General features: G+C 38.2%; 21 protein-coding genes. 4 read left to right on the forward strand and 17 right to left on the reverse strand.

Annotated elements, in window-relative coordinates:
• Window positions 1–87: 87 nt before the first annotated feature.
• Window positions 88–1,683, forward strand: a complete 1,596-nt coding sequence (locus B4H39_RS01360) for a bifunctional aspartate transaminase/aspartate 4-decarboxylase (protein ID WP_251421778.1) — start codon at window positions 88–90, stop codon at window positions 1,681–1,683.
• A gap of 78 nt (window positions 1,684–1,761) precedes the next feature.
• On the opposite strand, the gene B4H39_RS01365 is transcribed toward B4H39_RS01360, so the two are convergent.
• From B4H39_RS01365 to B4H39_RS01430, 14 genes are all read right to left on the reverse strand, one after another.
• Window positions 1,762–2,472 (reverse strand): transaldolase, encoded by a 711-nt coding sequence (locus tag B4H39_RS01365; RefSeq protein WP_251421775.1) that lies wholly within the window; start codon window positions 2,470–2,472, stop codon window positions 1,762–1,764.
• Window positions 2,469–3,788, reverse strand: a complete 1,320-nt coding sequence (locus B4H39_RS01370) for a PTS ascorbate transporter subunit IIC (RefSeq protein WP_251421812.1) — start codon at window positions 3,786–3,788, stop codon at window positions 2,469–2,471. Before B4H39_RS01370 ends, B4H39_RS01365 begins: the two co-directional genes overlap by 4 nt.
• Before the next feature lie 94 nt (window positions 3,789–3,882).
• Window positions 3,883–4,170 carry a PTS sugar transporter subunit IIB gene (locus B4H39_RS01375; protein WP_202230380.1) on the reverse strand — a complete coding sequence of 96 codons (288 nt, stop codon included), beginning with the start codon at window positions 4,168–4,170 and terminating at the stop codon, window positions 3,883–3,885.
• Window positions 4,171–4,173: 3 nt separating this feature from the next.
• Window positions 4,174–4,632, reverse strand: coding sequence for a PTS sugar transporter subunit IIA (locus B4H39_RS01380; RefSeq protein ID WP_202230381.1), 459 nt, complete (start codon window positions 4,630–4,632; stop codon window positions 4,174–4,176).
• 14 nt (window positions 4,633–4,646) lie between these two features.
• Window positions 4,647–6,272, reverse strand: coding sequence for a BglG family transcription antiterminator (locus B4H39_RS01385; protein ID WP_202230382.1), 1,626 nt, complete (start codon window positions 6,270–6,272; stop codon window positions 4,647–4,649).
• A gap of 194 nt (window positions 6,273–6,466) precedes the next feature.
• A complete protein-coding gene (locus tag B4H39_RS01390; RefSeq protein WP_251421772.1) occupies window positions 6,467–7,750 on the reverse strand; it encodes a glycosyltransferase family 2 protein in 1,284 nt (427 codons plus the stop codon).
• Window positions 7,743–8,261, reverse strand: coding sequence for a hypothetical protein (locus B4H39_RS01395; RefSeq protein WP_251421769.1), 519 nt, complete (start codon window positions 8,259–8,261; stop codon window positions 7,743–7,745). Before B4H39_RS01395 ends, B4H39_RS01390 begins: the two co-directional genes overlap by 8 nt.
• 23 nt (window positions 8,262–8,284) lie before the next feature.
• Window positions 8,285–8,950 carry a hypothetical protein gene (locus tag B4H39_RS01400; RefSeq protein WP_202230385.1) on the reverse strand — a complete coding sequence of 222 codons (666 nt, stop codon included), beginning with the start codon at window positions 8,948–8,950 and terminating at the stop codon, window positions 8,285–8,287.
• Between the two features lie 169 nt (window positions 8,951–9,119).
• Window positions 9,120–9,878, reverse strand: a complete 759-nt coding sequence (gene tpiA / locus B4H39_RS01405; RefSeq protein WP_202230386.1) for a triose-phosphate isomerase — start codon at window positions 9,876–9,878, stop codon at window positions 9,120–9,122.
• 126 nt (window positions 9,879–10,004) lie between these two features.
• Window positions 10,005–10,910, reverse strand: a complete 906-nt coding sequence (locus B4H39_RS01410) for a bifunctional riboflavin kinase/FAD synthetase (protein WP_251421766.1) — start codon at window positions 10,908–10,910, stop codon at window positions 10,005–10,007.
• 1 nt (window position 10,911) lies between these two features.
• Window positions 10,912–11,817, reverse strand: coding sequence for a tRNA pseudouridine(55) synthase TruB (gene truB / locus B4H39_RS01415; RefSeq protein WP_251421763.1), 906 nt, complete (start codon window positions 11,815–11,817; stop codon window positions 10,912–10,914).
• A 355-nt stretch (window positions 11,818–12,172) separates the two neighbouring features.
• Window positions 12,173–12,625 (reverse strand): VOC family protein, encoded by a 453-nt coding sequence (locus B4H39_RS01420; protein WP_251421759.1) that lies wholly within the window; start codon window positions 12,623–12,625, stop codon window positions 12,173–12,175.
• 91 nt (window positions 12,626–12,716) lie between these two features.
• A complete protein-coding gene (abc-f, locus tag B4H39_RS01425; RefSeq protein ID WP_251421756.1) occupies window positions 12,717–14,171 on the reverse strand; it encodes a ribosomal protection-like ABC-F family protein in 1,455 nt (484 codons plus the stop codon).
• A gap of 278 nt (window positions 14,172–14,449) precedes the next feature.
• On the reverse strand, window positions 14,450–15,385 hold the full coding sequence (locus B4H39_RS01430; protein ID WP_251421752.1) for a helix-turn-helix transcriptional regulator: 936 nt from the start codon (window positions 15,383–15,385) through the stop codon (window positions 14,450–14,452).
• Window positions 15,386–15,470: 85 nt separating this feature from the next.
• Here B4H39_RS01430 and B4H39_RS01435 point away from each other — a divergent pair, with 85 nt between their 5' ends.
• The 3 genes from B4H39_RS01435 to B4H39_RS01445 all read left to right on the forward strand — a co-directional run bounded on the left by B4H39_RS01435 (window position 15,471) and on the right by B4H39_RS01445 (window position 17,368).
• Window positions 15,471–16,127 carry an FMN-dependent NADH-azoreductase gene (locus tag B4H39_RS01435; RefSeq protein WP_251421749.1) on the forward strand — a complete coding sequence of 219 codons (657 nt, stop codon included), beginning with the start codon at window positions 15,471–15,473 and terminating at the stop codon, window positions 16,125–16,127.
• Window positions 16,128–16,376: 249 nt separating this feature from the next.
• Window positions 16,377–17,156, forward strand: coding sequence for a hypothetical protein (locus tag B4H39_RS01440; protein WP_286927475.1), 780 nt, complete (start codon window positions 16,377–16,379; stop codon window positions 17,154–17,156).
• A gap of 11 nt (window positions 17,157–17,167) precedes the next feature.
• Window positions 17,168–17,368, forward strand: coding sequence for a hypothetical protein (locus tag B4H39_RS01445; protein WP_251421744.1), 201 nt, complete (start codon window positions 17,168–17,170; stop codon window positions 17,366–17,368).
• A gap of 535 nt (window positions 17,369–17,903) precedes the next feature.
• Here B4H39_RS01445 and B4H39_RS01450 read toward each other — a convergent pair.
• Genes B4H39_RS01450 through B4H39_RS01460 form a run of 3 tightly spaced genes read right to left on the reverse strand, consistent with a single transcriptional unit; the run spans window position 17,904 to window position 18,864 of the window.
• On the reverse strand, window positions 17,904–18,068 hold the full coding sequence (locus B4H39_RS01450; protein ID WP_251421741.1) for a hypothetical protein: 165 nt from the start codon (window positions 18,066–18,068) through the stop codon (window positions 17,904–17,906).
• 30 nt (window positions 18,069–18,098) lie between these two features.
• Window positions 18,099–18,647 (reverse strand): transposase, encoded by a 549-nt coding sequence (locus B4H39_RS01455; protein ID WP_251421737.1) that lies wholly within the window; start codon window positions 18,645–18,647, stop codon window positions 18,099–18,101.
• Window position 18,648: 1 nt separating this feature from the next.
• A complete protein-coding gene (locus B4H39_RS01460) occupies window positions 18,649–18,864 on the reverse strand; it encodes a hypothetical protein (protein WP_251421735.1) in 216 nt (71 codons plus the stop codon).
• Window positions 18,865–18,879: the final 15 nt, after the last annotated feature.

An 18,879-nucleotide genomic window follows, 5' to 3' on the forward strand; every position in this document is an offset into this window, starting at 1 on the left:
TCATTTTATACTATTTTAGTCAAATTGTTTTTGTTTATTATGTTATAATTAATAGCAAAGGTTCAATAAATTCAGCTGGGAGAACATATGGAAAAAGAAGTTACCATTACTGACTACACTGGTTTAGGAGCATTTGAAGTCAGCTTTGAAATGCTTAAACTGGCAGAAAAAAATAAGAAAGACAATATCTTTTTAAATGCTGGACGTGGTAATCCAAACTGGATTAATACAAAAGCACGCCTGGCTTTCAATCGTCTGATTGAATTTGGTATCAAAGACTCCCTTCGTACCATCGAAAAAACCGACATGGCTGGTTACACGACGTTAAAGGGGATTGGGCAAAGATTTGAGGCCTTTCTAGAACCCGATGATGATGAGATCGATAAGTTTTTGATTGATGTGATGGACTATATCGAGATTGATCTCAAACTCAATATTGACGAAGTGATTAAAGAGTTTATCGATGGTGCCATTGGAAACAACTATCCGGTGCCCAGCCGTTGTTTGAAAAATACAGAAATTATACTGAATCGTTTTATGGAGAAAATCCTCTATAATGGCGTTCATCTCGAAGATAAGACACAGATTTTCCCGACAGAAGGGGGAACAGCAGCTATTGTCTATATTTTCAACTCACTTAAGCGTAATAAACTGGTTGTTCCTGGTGACAAAATTGCTATCAATACACCTATTTTTACCCCTTATTTGCAGTTGCCTGGACTGAGCGAATTTAACCTGGTAGAAACACTCATAACTTCTGATGAAAGTGATCATTGGAACATTCCAGAAACAGAAATTGAAAAATTATCTGATCCTGATATTAAAGCGTTCTTTTTAGTAAACCCGTCAAATCCAGGGTCTAAAGCTTTCAATCAAGAAACACTTCAAGCCTTGAAACGTGCTGTTGAAAAAAACCCTAATTTGATTATTATTACAGATGATGTCTATGGAACTTTCGTCCAAGATTTCCAATCTGTTTACAGCGTTGCCCCTTATAATACAATCTTGGTTTACTCTTTCTCAAAACTGTTTGGGGCAACAGGTTGGCGTTTAGGTCTTATTGCTATGCAAGAAGATAATGTGTTTGATCGTCTCATTTCTGAACTTGATCCTGAAGACATTGAGAAGCTAGATAAACGCTATGATATTGTTACTCATGATACAGCAGAATTGCCTTTCATTGAACGCATCGTTGCTGACTCTCGTTCTGTTGGGCTTTATCATACGGCTGGACTCTCAACACCTCAGCAAATCATGGAAGTGCTCTTTGCTTTCACACACTTGATCCATCGTAAGGAAACGGATCCTTACTTTGAGGCCTGCGAGTCTCTTATCGATGAACGCTATCAAGATTTGCTCAAAGCAATGAAATTAGAGCCTGATAATTCTAAAGAAAATGCCAAATACTATACGCTGGTTGATATCTACCATTTAGCTGAAATTCGTTTTGGTAAAAAATTCCGGACTTATCTCGAGGAGAACTTTGATTACCTTGAGTTTCTGCTCAATCTGGCAGATAAAAATGGTGTCGTTTTAATGGATGGTACAGGTTTTGGAGCTTCGAGTGGCACACTTCGCATTTCTCAAGCCAATCTTCCTACCGAAGACTATTATTTAATCGGCAAGCAAATCATCAATTTGCTTAAAGAATATTATTCTGATTATCTGAAAAAGAGGGAATGAATTTCCTGATGAATAGCTGTGCATTATGAGCACAAAGCAAAAACGCTTGAAAAATTTTCAAGCGTTTTTTGATTTAATCTAGTCTAATATTGTAAAGCCAAGTGTTTTTATATCCTTGTTAAACATTCTTACAGTATCAAGCGAAAGTTGTTCCAAATCCATATGATACATGCTTAATTTGTCGAGAATTGCTGGTGGTACAGTGATAATATCAGCCCCAAGTTCTTCTGCTTGGATAATATTATAAACTTCACGTGTTGAAGCCCAGAGCAGTTTAGTCCCTTCTTTTTGGCGGCAAATGTCTAGCGCCTTTCTCATCAAAGGTTTCGGGTTAATCCCTGTGTCTGCAATGCGACCTGCAAAGACCGAAATTATATTTTCAGTATCTGGCGCAAGAGCTTCAACCGTATCTTCTACCTGCTTTTCAGTCATTAAAGCTGTCACATTCAACTTTAAACCTTGAGCAGAGAGTTTTTTAATCAACGGTACACTGGATTCTCCTAAAGTATTTGTGATAGGAATTTTCACAAAAACATTTTCACCCAACTCAGCCATGAGGAGAGCCTCTTTTTCCATAGTTTCAAAATCATCTCCAAAAACTTCAAAACTGATAGGCAACCCCTCAACCTTATCCAAGGCCTCACGCGCAAAAGCTATGTAATCCGTAATCCCTGCCTTTTTCATGAGCGAGGGATTCGTTGTAAATCCCGTTACAAGTCCTTTTTCTTTCATTGCCAGCATGTCTGAAATTACGGCTCCATCAGAATATATCTCAATATCAAATTTCATTTTTCTTCTCCTTCAAATTCAACATTATTTATCGCACGTTTTGAGGGTCTCAAGACGCTTGGGAGGAATAATACAAGCACAGTAAAAGCTACAAGTAACCAGATACCCATTTGACCAAATGTTCCACCAACACGACCAAGAAGTATACCAATCGTACCAAAGTCAAAATCACCAAATGTAGCATTAGCAAATCCTAGATTTCCCAAGACTGGTAAAAGCCATGCTGGAAGGAAGGTGATTGCCAGTCCATTGACAAATGCACCAACGATAGCCCCTCGTCTTCCTCCTGTCGCATTTCCATAAACACCGGCTGTCGCGCCACAAAAGAAATGTGGAACAAGCCCTGGAATGATAAGCACTCCTCCAACAGCTCCCAGAATCGCCATACCAACCAATCCTGCAGCAAAACTTGAGATAAAGCCGATGATTACAGCAGTTTGAGCGTAAGGGAAGAATACCGCACAGTCAACTGCTGGTACAGCATTCGGAATAATCTTTTCAGCAATGCCCTGAAATGCAGGGAGTAAGTCTTGTAAAATCATACGAACACCAGCATAAACAATGGCAACTCCAACAGCAAACTTGAGGGCACTAATGATAGCAAATAAGTAAGGAGATTGTCCACCCGATAGTGTCATTACAAAGTCTGATCCAGCTGCGATTGCAGAAACCAGATAGAAAATGATCATAATCAATGCAGTTGAAATTGTGGTATTACGTAAAAAACCAAATTTTTCCGAAACTTGAATATCTTCTGTAGATTTAGAGCCTTTGCCCACTAGTCCTCCAATCCAAGCCGAAATATAGTATCCAACTGATCCGAAATGTCCCATCGCAATATCATCACCATCTGTAACCTTGAGAGTATATCTTTGGCCAATCGCTGGAGAAATCGAACTCCATGCTCCCAAAAAGAATCCTCCAGTGGCCACAAGCATTGCACCTTTAAAGCCGAGAGCACCAAGCACAGCTGAAAGTAAACAAGCCATAAAGAATGAGTGGTGTCCTGTCAGAAAAATATATTTATAACGTGTAATGCGAGCAATCAAGAGGTTAACTACCAGTCCAACGATAAGGATGGACATTGTTTCAACTCCCAAAATATCCTGCGCTGTTGCGACAACCGCTTCATTATTTGGAATGACTCCTGTAATGTTGAAACCTTTTTCAATCATCTTGGACAAGGGATCCATCGCCCCTACGATAACGTCTGCACCAGCTGCAAGCATCAAATAGCCAAGAATCGGACCTAGAGTCCCAGTCATAACTTTATGCGCCGGCGCTCTTAATGCAAGCAGACCAACAAAGGCCACCATACCAATCAGAAACGCTGGTTCACTGAATAGATCTCTAACAAACTCTAAAAATATCACCTTTAATCCTCCTAAAGTTATTTATAGACAATTGAAGTTATTCTTTTTCTGCCACAATCTCTTGCAAAACAGGAAGAACATCTTCTGTAATTTGTTTTTTATTCACGTAGCTACGTACAACTGCTACCTTTTTCCCCTCAGGGAACTGGTTGGCAAATTCATCAACCGTAACAAATAAATCAGCTGCTTCTCCCATCGCTGCGTTAAAGTCACTTGGTCTTGCATCAACTTCGATTCCATTTGCCTTTGCAATTTGATTCACTTTCATAGCAAGTAAGTTGCTACTTCCTATACCATTTCCACATACTGTAATTACTTTTAACATCTTCTAAGTCTCCTTCTGAATAATTTCATTTGCTTTTTCAATAAAAGCTTGTTTTTCTTTAATTCCTAACAATAACTCCACTTTTTCTTCATCATCAATCAAGGAAGAAAGTTGTGTCAGCAGTTCCAGATGCTCTGTATTGTTTCTGGTAGCTAAACAGATAATCAATGATACATCCTCTGTTTCGCTAAATGCTACAGCCTTTTCTAAACGTAAAATGCTCACTGCTGTCCCCTTTGCACCTGACTCTGGACGTGCATGAGGTAAAGCCACTTTCGGTACGAGTATAATATACTCGCCGTGTTCAATCACATTCTGAATCATCGCATCGATATAGCGTTCTTCAATTAGTCCGTTTTCCAAAAGTGGTTGAGCAGCACACTGTATGGCCTCTTGCCAGGTTTCGACCTTGTCTTTGAATTGAATATAAGGATTGAAAATTTCTTTTTCTCTTTTTTTCATGACTTTTATTCTATTTAAACCTTCCTTTCTTCTATCATCTTAGAAATAAACCACTCCTTGTCACTCATCCCTCGGATAATCATCTTCATCACAGGTTCCATTGTTTTATAATCTTCCGGTACCATAAGTAAGACTATAATATCTACATCTTTTCCTCCCCAGCTGATTGGATTATTCAATACTACAGCCGAAATATTCTTCTTGTTAACATATTTTGGACTACCATGTGGCAAAGCAAATCCATTTTCTAAATAGGTTCCGATTTTTTCTGACTCCCAGAGTGACAGCATAAAGTTAGCTTTTTGATGGGCATCATCAAATTCATGCTGCGCAATCAGATAGTTCAAAACTTCTTCTCGAGTCTTTAAGTCTAAAAAATAAATGTGATCAAAAAGATCCACTTTTTTTACATTTTCTAGCAGTAAATCTTGCTTCTTTTCCTCCTCAATAAAATCTATAAATTGATTCATAATGGCTTTCATATCTTTAGCCGTAAGCATGGTCGTAACTTTGACAACTGCTTTTTCTACCTTAGGCAAATCCATTGTCGTCACAATAAATGCAACCTTACTCATATCAACATTCTCTAGATGAGTCACTGATACCGTTTCAATACTGGTGCTACTTGGTAGAATATGAGCAATTTTGGCAGAAATGTAAGAACTTGCCCCAACACCATTTGGACAGACAAGCAAGATTTTATTTACTCTTTTCACACGTTCAATCGCTGCTTGAAAATGAATAACAATAAAACCTAATTCATCATCAGAGAGTTCAAGCGGATATTGCTTATCAAAATCCTGCAAAGCTAACCAGACAATACCGTACAGCGCAGGATAGCGTTTTTTCATCTCCTCAGTCAAAGGATTGTGTACTGAATTTTGCGCCTCCGTGCGTAATAAAAGTTGGTAGAGATGGACAGCAAGTTCTTCTTGTAAGCGTATATCACTGAAAATATCTATATCGATATTTTCACAAACTCTTTTTATAAAACGTTCAGTTTCTTTACGAAACTTAAGGGGCACACTGTCTTGACTTTCGAAAATATTCCATCCGCTGCCTGCAATAATATGACTAAGATGCTGAACCTCTTCCAAAGAAAATTGGTAAATTCCTGCATTTTCAATTTTTTGAAGTAAATCATGGGTAAAGGGATAAATATTAAAGCCGGATATCAGTTCTTCTAACTTATCCCTTTCTTGGATCTCAATGTACTTTCCCGCCTTCCCTCGCTGTACCATAACAGCGATAGAAACGACTATATTTTGCCCATAACTTTCCGAAATATCAAGTTTTCTTTCTCTCAGAAGTTGGTAAAAAATGGTGGATATCTGTGACAATAAAATATCATCGATAAAGTAATTCCTTTTTTCGTCTGATAAGGCAGCCAGTATAATTTGTTTTATTATTTTTTGAAATTGTACCTCGGTAGCTTTGAGATAAGTCCCTGAATTATCAAAGGTCATTTTTATCTCTTCAGGTCCCAGCAGTTTTTTTATGTATGATATATCATTGGCAATACTGCTTCTTGAGACAAAATACTCCTCAGAAAGCTTCTTGTAGCTCAAATGTTCCTGATTCATTAAGCGTTCCAAGATAACAAATTTGCGCTGCTGGCTATTAGGAATTTCTCCTTTCATTACGACCTCCTCCCATTTTTGAATACGGTTACATTTTAACACGAATATACTTTTACAGGAAGACCAATTTTAAGAAAATTTACTCCAGGAAAAACTGAACACTTTAAAAAATCACTGAAAATAAGCTTCTATAAAAGAAAAAAATACCCCACTAAGGCAACATTTCTATGTCTTAGTAAAGTACTTTTACTTTTTTAATCTTTCATCTTAGTACGTGTTGGACTTACCCAAGTTCCCTCACCTTGAAGTCCCATGACTGCTTTTAGAGCTGGGATGAAAGTTGTGATGATGGTCAGAGTATTGACCTGCCAATACCAGAGCATATAAACAGGCGCAAAGAACAGATATTTCAATTTCTTGGCATGATTGTCCATAACTAAAGCTGCAAAAAGCTGCCATGAACCCACAATCGCCATAAAGGAGTAAAAGACAAATATCATGTCAACATAGTGCAACAGCGCTTCTGTTTGCTGGCTGAGTATTAACCAGAAAAAACGGAAGAGCATATAGAAAAGCCCAAAGCAATAAAGGAAACTCCATAAGATAGAGCCCGTTTGATCAATCATCATTACCACTTGACTGATATGCTTTAACGGATGTTTAAAAACCTTGAAAAAATTAGTAAAATAAACTTCAATTCCACCTTTGGCCCAACGTTTCCGTTGTTTATAAAGCATTTCCAAAGTGCTTGGCACATTCATATAAAACATGATATCGGGGTCAAACAAGGCTTGCCAGCCATTCAACTGATGATCCCAAGCAATGGAAATATCTTCTGTTGCCCTGTCTTGACGGAAGAGGCCCGCATCGTAAACAGCAGCTTTGCGATACATTGTATTGGCACCAGAATAAGCATACATAGATCCTAAAAGACCTAATTGACTTCGCTTGATAATCCCTACAATGGATGAAAATTCAACCGTCTGCGACTTTTCTAATAGGAGTGAACGGTTTTGAACATCCATATTGGCCGTTACGGCAGCGCAGTTTTGATAAGCCGGATCCATGAAATAATTCATATACTTGATGAGTGCATCTGGCTCAGGTACAGTATCCACATCATTTGAAAGAACGAATTCACCCTTACAAAAAGATATTCCAATATTAAAAGCGTGTGCTTTTCCCTTATTTTTCTCCACATGAAGCACTCTGAGGTTCGAGTAGCGGAAAGCGAGAGAGGCGAGAATTTCCGAGGTCATATCATAGGAGCCATCGTCACACACCAGTACCTCATAGTTTTCATAGTTGAGCTCATTCATCAGATACTCAATGGTTTCCTCAATCATCACTTCTTCATTATGTGCAGGAATCATGATTGAAACCATCGGTTGCTCTGCTGCTATGATTGGGTGGAACTTACGGTTTCGTCCCCTGTAGAAATAACGGTAATAAATTCCTCCAATGGTCCAACCTACTGCGCCAATCAAAGGATAGCAGACAAGCACCCAAAATAGATTCTGCAGTATAGAATCACTCATAAGGATAACCTCCGTCCTTGAAACGTTCATGAGCAAAGCCTGTGTCTAGATTTTTTTCAGGAACGACAGAATAATAATCGACATTTTCACGAAATTCCCTATCCCCAAATCTTTCAGCATAAGCTTCTTCCAAAATTGCACAACGGGCCGTGGCACGTTCTTCATCGTATGTTTTTCTCTCCGGATAAATTTTTTTCAAATTACGGTTATTTCTCAGTAGAAAAAATCCTCCAATAATAATAAAAACGAGCAGGGAGAGAATCACCATGATAAAAAGGTCACGAGCCAATAACAGACCATCTGCCCAAGTCCAACGATAGATATTTCTCCAAATCCGCTGTCTGGAGATGGAGTTTATCAAAGTCAAAAGTGGGAAGATAATCATCCACCAAAAGGCTAGAGTAACCAAGGTTTGACGTAATTTAAGTAAAAAATTTCCTCCTTCAAAATACTTATCTTTGACAAAATCTTTTGTCGCATCAGACTGCACCTCTTTTTCTTTACTGTTCATCTCTTTTCTTTTACTTTCTATACTTATTCAAAAATTTCAGCCAAGAAATTAAGATAGCGATTTTGCCGTTCTCTTTCAATCATTGATAACTCATCTTCTCTCAAAAGAACGTGTGCACTGTCTTTATTTTTAATATCTTGCTCCAACTTACTGATTGCATTTTCTAGAGTCATCTCTGGATTGCTTTCCTGTGTTCGGATTAAAAAAGTAACTGACCTTACAGATAAAAACTTATCTGGAATACGTGAATGCATCAACAGGCTTGATTCTAAAATGTTTTTAAGCTCTAAGCCTATCTCATTTTTCTGATCGTTCATGGCTTGATAGACTCTTTTTTTAACGCGCTTCGCTCCAAATTTTATCCATCCTTGGCGCCAGCTGTGCATTACAAAGAGATAAGAATATACAGCAAAAGATGAGCATAAAAGCAAGATGCCAACAATCACAATGTAAGGGTTATCCAAAGTTTCCCCAAAAGTAGCTACTGAAATTAAATCGGTTGTCTCAATAATGACAAATATAATGAGAAGTGTAGCAGGTATAATAAGGGAAAACAACATTGCCATCGTTGCTGCTTCTTCTGTCTGTTTTTTTCTTGCCTCACGTTTTAAGTTATCTCGCTTACGAATATTTTCTTGAAGCTGCTCTAAGATGTCTAAAACGGCATAGGAATATTCTATATCTGTCATTCACATCACCTCTTTTACACTATTGTAACATTTTAATCTATTAAATAAAATAAATTTCAGAAAGTAAGATAAACGTATAAAAAATCCGAGACCCAGACAGTTTTATTATGCCACTCCCTCTTAAAATCTGCGAAAAAAAGAAACTCCTACGAGTTTCTCTTTCCATCAATTATTTGTAAATTTCAAGCAGACCAAGGAAGGAATCTGCTTCAAGTGAAGCACCGCCAACCAAGGCACCATCGATATTTTCTTTAGACATAAGTTCAGCAACTGTTTCAGGTTTTACAGAACCCCCATATTGGATACGTACTGCATCTGCAACTTCCTTACCGTAAAGTTTTTCAACAGTTGACCGAACAACGCCACAAGTTTCGTCAGCGATTTCAGCTGTCGCAGTTTTACCTGTACCGATAGCCCAGATTGGTTCGTAAGCGATAACCATGTTCGCAACATCTTTACCGTCAATACCAGCAAGACCGGCTTCGATTTGAGATGAAACCCACTCTGCTGTTTTACCAGCTTCAAAAGTTTCAAGTGTTTCACCACAGCAAAGGATTGGTGTTACACCAGCTTCAATCAACGCTTTCGCTTTTTTGTTGATGTCTTCGTCTGTTTCATGGAAATATTCACGGCGTTCACTATGACCGATGATAGAGTATTCGATACCTTCAGCTGCAAGCATAGCAGGAGCAATTTCACCAGTGAAAGCCCCTGAATTTTCAAAGTAAACATTTTCAGCTGCAACTTTAAGTGGGTTATTTCCGCGTTCTTGCACCATTGATACAAGGTAAAGTGCAGGTGCTGCAATAGCAACATCTACTTTGTCTTCTGTTGGCAATTTGCCATCAATCTTTGCGATAAATTCTTTAACCTCTTTGAGGTTTTTATTCAATTTCCAGTTACCAGCGATAATAGGTTTACGTGACATTATTAATGTTCTCCTTAAAAATTGTTCTTATTAAGTATATCACAATCTGAAACTTTCTGCTAAGATTAATGTTCCATTTTCGCAAAAGACAGATTTATAAAAGCCTTATTCCAAATAAGACTCTCTTTACTTTTCTTGATATTGACGTGCTTTTTTTTCCTCCTCTTTCATCTGAGCAATTAGAGCATCGACGCTTTCAAATTTAATCATGTCACGAATCTTATCCAACCAAAGGACGGTTAGTTTTTCTCCATAGAGATCCAGATCCTTGTCGAAAATATGAATTTCTACTGTCTTTTCTTTACCGTTAAAAGTTTCGTTGTAGCCGATTGAAGCGAATCCTCTTTGACGTTCCCCCTGTAATAAGACATCGACAGTATAAACTCCTGGAGACGGAATATGAATGAAGTCCTTTATGGCTAAATTCGCCGTTGGGTAACCAATCGTACGACCACGAGCAAAACCATGCACAACAATTCCAGTGATTTCATAGGGATAACCTAAAAGTGCATTGGCTGACGCAATATCTCCCGTTTTCACCAACTCACGAATACGTGTAGATGAGATTTTTCCTTTTTCATCAGAAACCTCTGGAACAACAACAACTTTGTACTGATCATTGCCTTTGAGCTGTGTCATATCTGAGCCTGTCTTATGATCAAAGCCTGTGATAACAACTTTAGGCAGGAATTTATCGAGAACATTCTTGGAGAATTCCTCTGCAGTTTGTTTGGCAAAACAAGAAGTAAAATCCTTAAAGATAAGATAATCTACACCATTTTCTGCAAAAAGTTCTTCTCGTTTCTTGTCACTGGTTAATTTCAATAGCATGTCAGGTTCAAACTTTTGAAAAATGAGCGTTGGTTTTTCTGGAAAGGTTAAGACAGCAATTTTCAAATTCAAAACTGCTGCGAGTTTTTTTGCTTCTGCAAAAAGAGCTTGATGTCCTCGGTGCAAACCATCAAAATAGCCTAAAACAAGGACAGTCGGTTCATTCCAATTTTCAATTTCGTCAAAATACAAAGTTTTCATTTTAATTTATTACCTTATGTGGTTTTAGGATTCCTGATTTTTCGGGATGTTTCATATAAACAGCGAGGAGTTTGTCCTTGTAAAACAAGGCCACTTTTTTGTCTGCTTCTATATTGGCAAAATCAGACAGTTCAAATTTTTTGCCGACACGTACTGCTTCTGCTTGTTCAGAACTTAAGTCAATACGAGGCAAGTCAGATACAGCGACTTCTTTTGGCTGCAGTATCTGCCCAAGTTCTTCCAGTTTCACATATTCTTCAATTTGCCCTAAGGTTAATGCATCGCCAATCTGTAAACCATTGGCAGATGTTCTTTGCAGTTTTGACATATGTCCTGCATAACCTAAAGCAGCAGATAGGTCTACAGCAAGTGTGCGAACGTAAGTTCCCTTGCTGCAAGTCACACGAAAAGTAAAACGAGCACAATCTTCCTCAAAGCTTATTGGACTTGTACGCACGAATTCTTTTATCGTCACTTGACGTATAGGTCGTTCAACATTCTCTCCAGCACGCGCATATTCATAAAGACGTTTGCCCTTTACTTTAACAGCAGAATACATCGGTGGTACTTGTTGGATGTCACCTAAAAACTTTGCCATTGCAGCATCAACGGTTTCACAAGATAGATGTGTAGGCACTTTCGTTACCTCGACAACTGCGCCTTCCGCATCCTCAGTTTCTGTCGAAAATCCTAAAGTCACTTCGCCTTCATAGACTTTTCCTGCCTCTTCCATGTACTCTAAAAGCCTTGTTGCTTTTCCTACTGCGATAGGAAGAACGCCTGTTACTTGGGGATCAAGAGTCCCTCCATGTCCTATTTTTTTTGTTTTTAATATCCCACGCAGCTTTGCCACGACATCAAAAGATGTCCAACCTGCTTCTTTATATACATTCAGAATTCCGTTCATAGCTCAATCATTATAGCACTTTTTCAAACTTATTTCAGCTAGAAGTTTCAGTTAAAGTAGGATTATATATAAAAACAACTTGACTCAAGCACTTTAGAAAAAATAAACTTGAACTAGAAAAAAGACTGTATTCTCTCATATTTTTCCTTTTGAAAGTCAACGATGAACATAAAAAATAACGCCTAACTTTAGCAATGACGTTATTTATAGAATAATGAAATGCTACCATTCTTCATACGGTTTTAAAGAGGGCTTGTTCGCGCAAGTCCTTTCTTTAATTTCGCTTTATATAGATATAGAGCAAGGCAGATAGAGCAGCTAATGGGGCTAAACTCGCACGACGTATAACTGTGTTTTATCTGACAGCATTTTTGGAGTAAGGTTGTGCGTGCAACATCCAGTGCACACCATACTTATCAGTAAAATCACCCATAGCACCGCCCCAAAACTGTTCTTCAAAAGCCATATTGACTGTCACTTGACCGCTCTCCGACAGATGTTTCCAAAAAGCTTTAGCTTCTGCCATGGCTTCCGCATCTTCTGCATTCACATCCAACATGATAGAAACACCGCTATAGCCTAACTCTTCCCCTTTAAAATTATCCGCAGCCATAATCGTTACGCCTAAAATATCAAACTGACTGTGCATGGTCATCTCTGAGGCTTGATCGGCTGAAACACCAAAATCTGCTGCTTGTTCTGTACCAACAGGTACACGGTGAATATTTTTCGCCCCTAAAACTTTTTCGTAATAAACCAACGCCTCTTTCGTATTGTTGAGCGTGATATAAGGATGTACATGAGCCATAATAACCCCTTTCTGTATAGAGAAATTTTTATCTTTATTTTATCACAAGAAAGGGCTTACAGCTACTGATTTGGATTTTGTAAGTTCCCTCTCAGTCAACTTGGCGTAATTTCTTTTCTGAAATCTCATAGTGAACATCTGCCACTTTTTCCACAAAAGCTTTGTCATGTGAAGTCAAAATGATTGTTCCCGGATAGCTTTTGATAAACTTTTCCAAGGCTTCTATTGTTTCTAAATCAATAAAGTTCGTCGGTTCGTCTAGGATTAAGAGATTTGCGGGTTGGATAAAGGTGTGTGCCAAAACAGCTTTTGTCGCCTGCCCACCGGATAATTTATGGACCGCTGTTCGCATCTGACTGTGATTAAAGCCTAACTGTACGAGAAGGCTACGAATGAAAGGCTCATCGTAATCACTCTGCCCAGTCAGATATTGCAATAAAGGCAACTCTGATTGAAGCTCATAATCCAGCTGCCCATAACTGGCTATTTTCAACTTTGGCGATAAAGTCAGGTGTTCATCTCCCGCCATAATTTTTCGCAACAGACTGGATTTTCCCGAACCATTTGGCCCTGAAAGAGCAATCACTTTTCCTAGAGGAAACTGGAAATCAACCTTGTCCAGCAGGATTGCTTCGCCTGCTTTTACTGTCAACCTGTCTGCCATGATGGGAAATTTGTTGTGCAAGACGAGACTCTGAGGGAGAGGAAATCTGAGTTCTCGCTCTTCTTCTCGCTTTTCAAAGTCGCCAAGCTTGTCTAACCTTGTGTTCATGGCTTTCACTTGTCGCTGGGCTGCCTTTTGTACACTGTCTTTGGACTTGGTTGCCGAATAGCGGTCAGGCTTTATCGCACGTTTCAAATTTTTAGCGACATTGTCTGCCTGCTTGGCTATTTTAGCTTCTTTCGTGGCAATGGCACGCTCTAAAAGTACTTTTTCCTTTGCCAGCTTCTCATTATAGCGCACAACCTCTAGGGCAGCCTTCTCTTTTTCTTGGACATAGCTCTGATAGTTGCCGCTATAGACCGTCACTTGTCCCTCGGCGACTTCCCATATCTTCTGTACTGTGGCGTTAAAAAAAGAACGATCATGGGACACGATAAGTACAGTGCCGTAGTAATACTGGATTTCCTTAACCAACTCTTCAATACTTTCTTTATCCAAATGCGTGGTTGGTTCATCTAATAATAAACCTTGAGGATAGTGTGCTAAAACTTGACTGAGCATAAACTTACGCTGCTGCCCACCAGACAAGTTTTCATAAGCCTGAGCTGGCACCTGCATCCGTGATAACCACTCATAGTCAAGGGCACCCCTAGCTTCTCCGCCAACTTGTCTCAGATATTCAATATCAATGTACCGCTCAACCCTCCCATAATCAGGTTTTATCTGACCCGCAATAAGCTGTAGCAAAGTTGATTTTCCTTGCCCATTGGCACCGATTATTCCTATCTTTTCTCCCTCATAAACCGTCAAGTGTTCCATCTCTAAAATATCTTGGTCTTTAAAACTCAATCTAACATTTTTCATCTCTAGTGCTAAAGGCATCTTTTTCCTCCAAATATGTTCTGAAGGGCCGTATGAAGACACAGAAAAAAGCGGTTGCCCGCTTTCTTAATAATTTCTAAAAAGTGCAGACCACACCCTTGAAATTCTGATTACAGACCCTAAAAATATGCAATTTTAGAGTTTATTCCAGATTTTCATTGATGCTGTCATGGTTTGCACTCCTTCCTGTTCGTTATAAATTTATTTTAGCACAAAGATAGGCGAGAGCAAAAAGATTTACAATCTGATTCCCAATAGCTATGAGAAACATAAAAAACTTACTCTAGCAGTAAAAGCATCTCTTTTAAGTGATTCAAGTAAGCTTTTTTCAGTTGTGGTGGTTCTTCGACCACCAAGTGTTTACCAAAAGAGGTTAAATAATGCACCATATAGTTTAACTCTGTCTCGTGATAACCGCCTGTCATATAAAAAATACCGTCGACTTCCTCCAACTCCATGTTAGGATAACGGTGTTTTAAGAAAGACTCCTTACCAAACTGCGTCAAGCGACAACGAAAGGGGATATTGTGAAACTCACTTTCATATGTTTTTTGAAAGTCATCAAGTTCTGCCAGCGTATAAGTCTGCTTAAAACGTTCTTCAAGGACAACATCAACCATATAATCACAACGGTAAGTGCCCCACTGCTCCGCAAATATATCATAAGCACTGGAAAACCAAATCCCATCCCGATAAAAAATTTCATTAAATTGTAAATGAAGTTCTGTCCTTTCATACTGGGTATAAGTCAGCGAAACAACCTTACTTTCCAAAATCGACTGCAAAATCAAAGCCAAAGCTTTCGGTGGATTAATCGGTGGCACACTATAATAATGCACGACTTTCAGAAGTTTATCCACTTCTTTTTGCTGGGCTTGAGGCAAAAGTGCAGATAACTTTTGTTGGATTTGTTCATAAGATTTTTCAAAAGGGGTGCTGGACAGTTGCCGCAGTGCAGATAAAGCAAAGAAAATCGAATGAATCTCGTCACTATTAAAGTAAACAGGGGGTAATAATTTTTGATTGATGATTTTATAGCCGCCATGTTTTCCCGTTTCGGAGTAATAGGCCAGACCCATTTGCCCCAAAGCTTCAACATCCCGTAAAGCTGTCCGCCGTGAAATATTAAATTCTTGCATGAGGTCTTTGAGTTGAAACTCATGTTTGTCGCTGAGATAGATGAGTTCTTGGTTCAGACGTACTGATTTATCCATTTTATTTTCTCCGTTTTTAATAGTGACTCATTTTGACACTATTTCGTTGTATACTAAGTATATCAAAAGAAAGAAGATTTTATTTATGAAAACTTTAGTAATCAACGCACATCCAGACTTTGCAAATCATGAACATTTTTCTGTTCAGCTGCAGGATAAATTTCTGGAACTTTACCACACACATTTTCCAGAAAATGACCTAACCATTGTGAACCTTTATGAGGAAGACATTCCACGCATTGAGTCCGACTCACTCTGGGATGTTTGGGATAAACAAGCAGCCGGTAAGGAACTAAGCCCCTCTGAAAGTAAAATTGCTGAACGCAGTAACTTTTTATTAGAACAGTTTAAGGCTCACCAACGAATCGTTGTATCCACGCCTTTACATAACTTCAACATCACCTCACGTATGAAGGACTATATTGATAACCTGATGATTGCCCGTGAAACTTTCCGTTATCTTGCTGCGCCAGATGAGCAAGGAAAAGTTTCAGAAGGCTTGATGAAAGACAACTATAAGGTGCTCATGCTTTTTGCCAGCGGCTCGGTCTATACAGCAGACAATATTTATAAATCTGTCGATATTGCACCACACTATATGCAAACAATCTTCCAAGAAATAATGGGTTTTGACGACTTTCAGTTGGTGCGGGCAGAAGGTACTGCAACTCAGGATAAGGATGAGATTTTGACCTCGGCATTTACTGATTTGGCGCAGGAATTTAGACGTTTTTATCAGTAAAATTAAGGATGAAATGAACTTTTTTATTTTTCTGGAATTTCCACTTTACACACTATGATACAATGAGAATAATAAAATAACAATATTCTGATTTAGGAGAGAATAGCATGAATTATATCACTATGGAAATTAGTTATCTCAATATACATAGAAATCTTTTATTTTTAGACAGTCATGTAGAGAAGACATTACCTTTTGAAAAAGTTGAAGTCTTATCCAATCAATCATTGTTTAAAAAAAAATAAAAAATTGGAAAAAGCCTTTAAACAAAATTATGGTTTATTGAGACTAAATGAATTCAAAGAAAAAACAAGTATTTGTTTTACATTTAAGCTCCCTCATGAGATAGAGAAATCACTTTACGAAATTGGATTAGATATCTTTAAAAATAACAATACTGCTGCAAAACAAAAGGTTGACAATATATACCATTTATTTTTTTCTAGGCAATATAAAAACATTATTATTTTATCTACAGCAATTTGGCTTGTCAAAGATTCATGTGTACAAGAAAATAATACTTATTTTATTACTAAAAGTGGTTATCAAAGTCATATACGTATAGAAATGCCGTATACTCTAGCAAATGGGGAGCGAAAAGCAATTGCTTTAACAGAGGAGGAAATAAAGCAGGTCGAAAAAAACTATTTTTTGTTGTATCCAATAATGACTAAACCTCTATCTGACGCTCCCCCTGTCATACATCATTCTGAAAGAGCATCTACTATAGAAAATGATAAATTAGATAGAAGTAAGGAATCGAGTTTTATTAGAGCATTATTAAATTTGCAGTTTGCCCGAAGAAGTGGGCACCTACCTGTAAAAATTGATTTTTATATGCAAGTTTTACAATGTGTATATGCTCTTGAAGGAATGAAGAGTACTAAAATAGAGAAAGCCCTAAAAAATATAACTACAAATTTGTTAAAGCTAAATAAAGGGGATGAAAATAATATTTCAAATATATTTGCATATTCGACTAAGCTTCAAACTTTTGAAAAGAAGCAAGAAAAAACCAAGAGCTTCTAGATACTATTAAAATGGCTTTTAGAATAAGAAGCAAACAAACTCATGGTAACAAAGTTACTTATTCTTCTGACGAAATTGAGCATACAGCGATTATAATGGATGAGTATGTGAGGCGAGTATTGCAAATTGTTTTATTACAGCCAAAACTTGACTATAATACAAAGGAGGAAGCAAAAAAAGTTTCCAAATACTTTAATGAATTTAACTATTAATCCCCGCCTCATACACTTTACTTTACTTTATTTCATTTTAATTTAATTTATTTTGTTTGACATATTGAAAAGATTGATCTGTAAATCATCTAAAATGAGTTAAAAAGCAACGGCATAAAATCCGAGTTCTGTCTACTCTGCGGTGGTAAAGCGATAAAATGAGTTTAAAAACAGGAGAAAGTCATCAGTTTTTGATGGCTTTTTTAGCTACGCTTTGTGAGAATTTGTTGGAGTAAAATCCGTTTTCTGAGGTGGTCAAATCTAACAAATCCAAAGGCAATGCGCTTGATGAGTTTACAAAGATTATTGAACCTTCTAGAGGTCCGTTGGAGTAAGGCGAGATAATGCCTCGTGAAATAGCCTGCTTGTGTTTAAGCAAGTAACGACAACTCTTCTTAAAGTCCTCTGGTAAGCTTTCAGGCAGAGTTTCAATAGCCTCAAAAAGCCCTCTGCTTGCTTATTGGCAAAGGCATCAAAAGCGTTCTGATAGACCATGTAGGCTTCTTGGAGTTTCTGAGAGTAGCTCAAAAGATAGTCAATCACCTTCGCCATCTGTCCGCCATTCGCCTCTGAAAAGCGGGAATTGCTTACGGTTCTGATAATTGACCTTGCCGTTCCACTTGAGGAGCTGACGCCAGTATTTCTTGAGTTTGCGATAAACCTTGCCATTGTCTCCTTTGAGTTTCTTCAATTCCTTCATTTCCTTGATCCGCAGTTGATTGAAAGCTCTCTATAATTGCTGGATAAGGTGGAAACCATCAATGATGAGCTGGGCATTAGGAAAAAGCTGGAGTAGACCAGGGTAAGAGGCATTCATGTCCATGACGATATCCTTGACTTTCAAGCGCGCAGGACGTGGGAATTTTAGGAAATAGCTGATTAAGTCGGCTTGTTTGCGAGATTCTAGAATATCTAAGATGTCATGTGTTAAACCATCCGCGTAGACAAAGGCAAGCCCATTATCGTCATTTTGAGTGGCTTTGAATTCGTCAAAACAGAGCACTTCTGGTAGCTGCCTAAAAGGTTGTTTTAAAGGTGTTTGATCCACGATTTTCCAACAAGTGGCAGGCGAGATAAAGTAGCGTCTTGCCACATCTTTCATTGCCATTTTGACCTTGAAATCAAGAAATACAGCCGCTCGAACGGTTGAGGCAATTTTGGCACCAGCTTCTACAAAGTAGGGATGAGGGGTGAAGAGGCTTTGACAATCTGTACAAGTTAACTTTGGCTTGGTCAATCTCAAGACACGTGGGCGATGTCCTGAGGGTGTGAGTAGCACGTCAGAAGTGTTGTAAGCAATGGACTTTACGTTCTTCTGAGATGACTCCACACTGCGGACAGATGGTCTTGTGTGGGCGATAATTTGCATGAAAAATCTGTGCTTGATGAATACCTATACAAGTTGAGTAACCCAAAGTAAGGAAATCTTCGGTTGGGAATTCAAGCTCTGAGGCTTTGAGGTCAAGCAATAATGTGATAGAATCTGAATGAGTCATAGGTTTTCCTTATAA

It is taken from the genome of Lactococcus sp. UBA7128, from assembly GCF_002492185.1.
Lineage (GTDB): Bacteria > Bacillota > Bacilli > Lactobacillales > Streptococcaceae > Lactococcus > Lactococcus muris.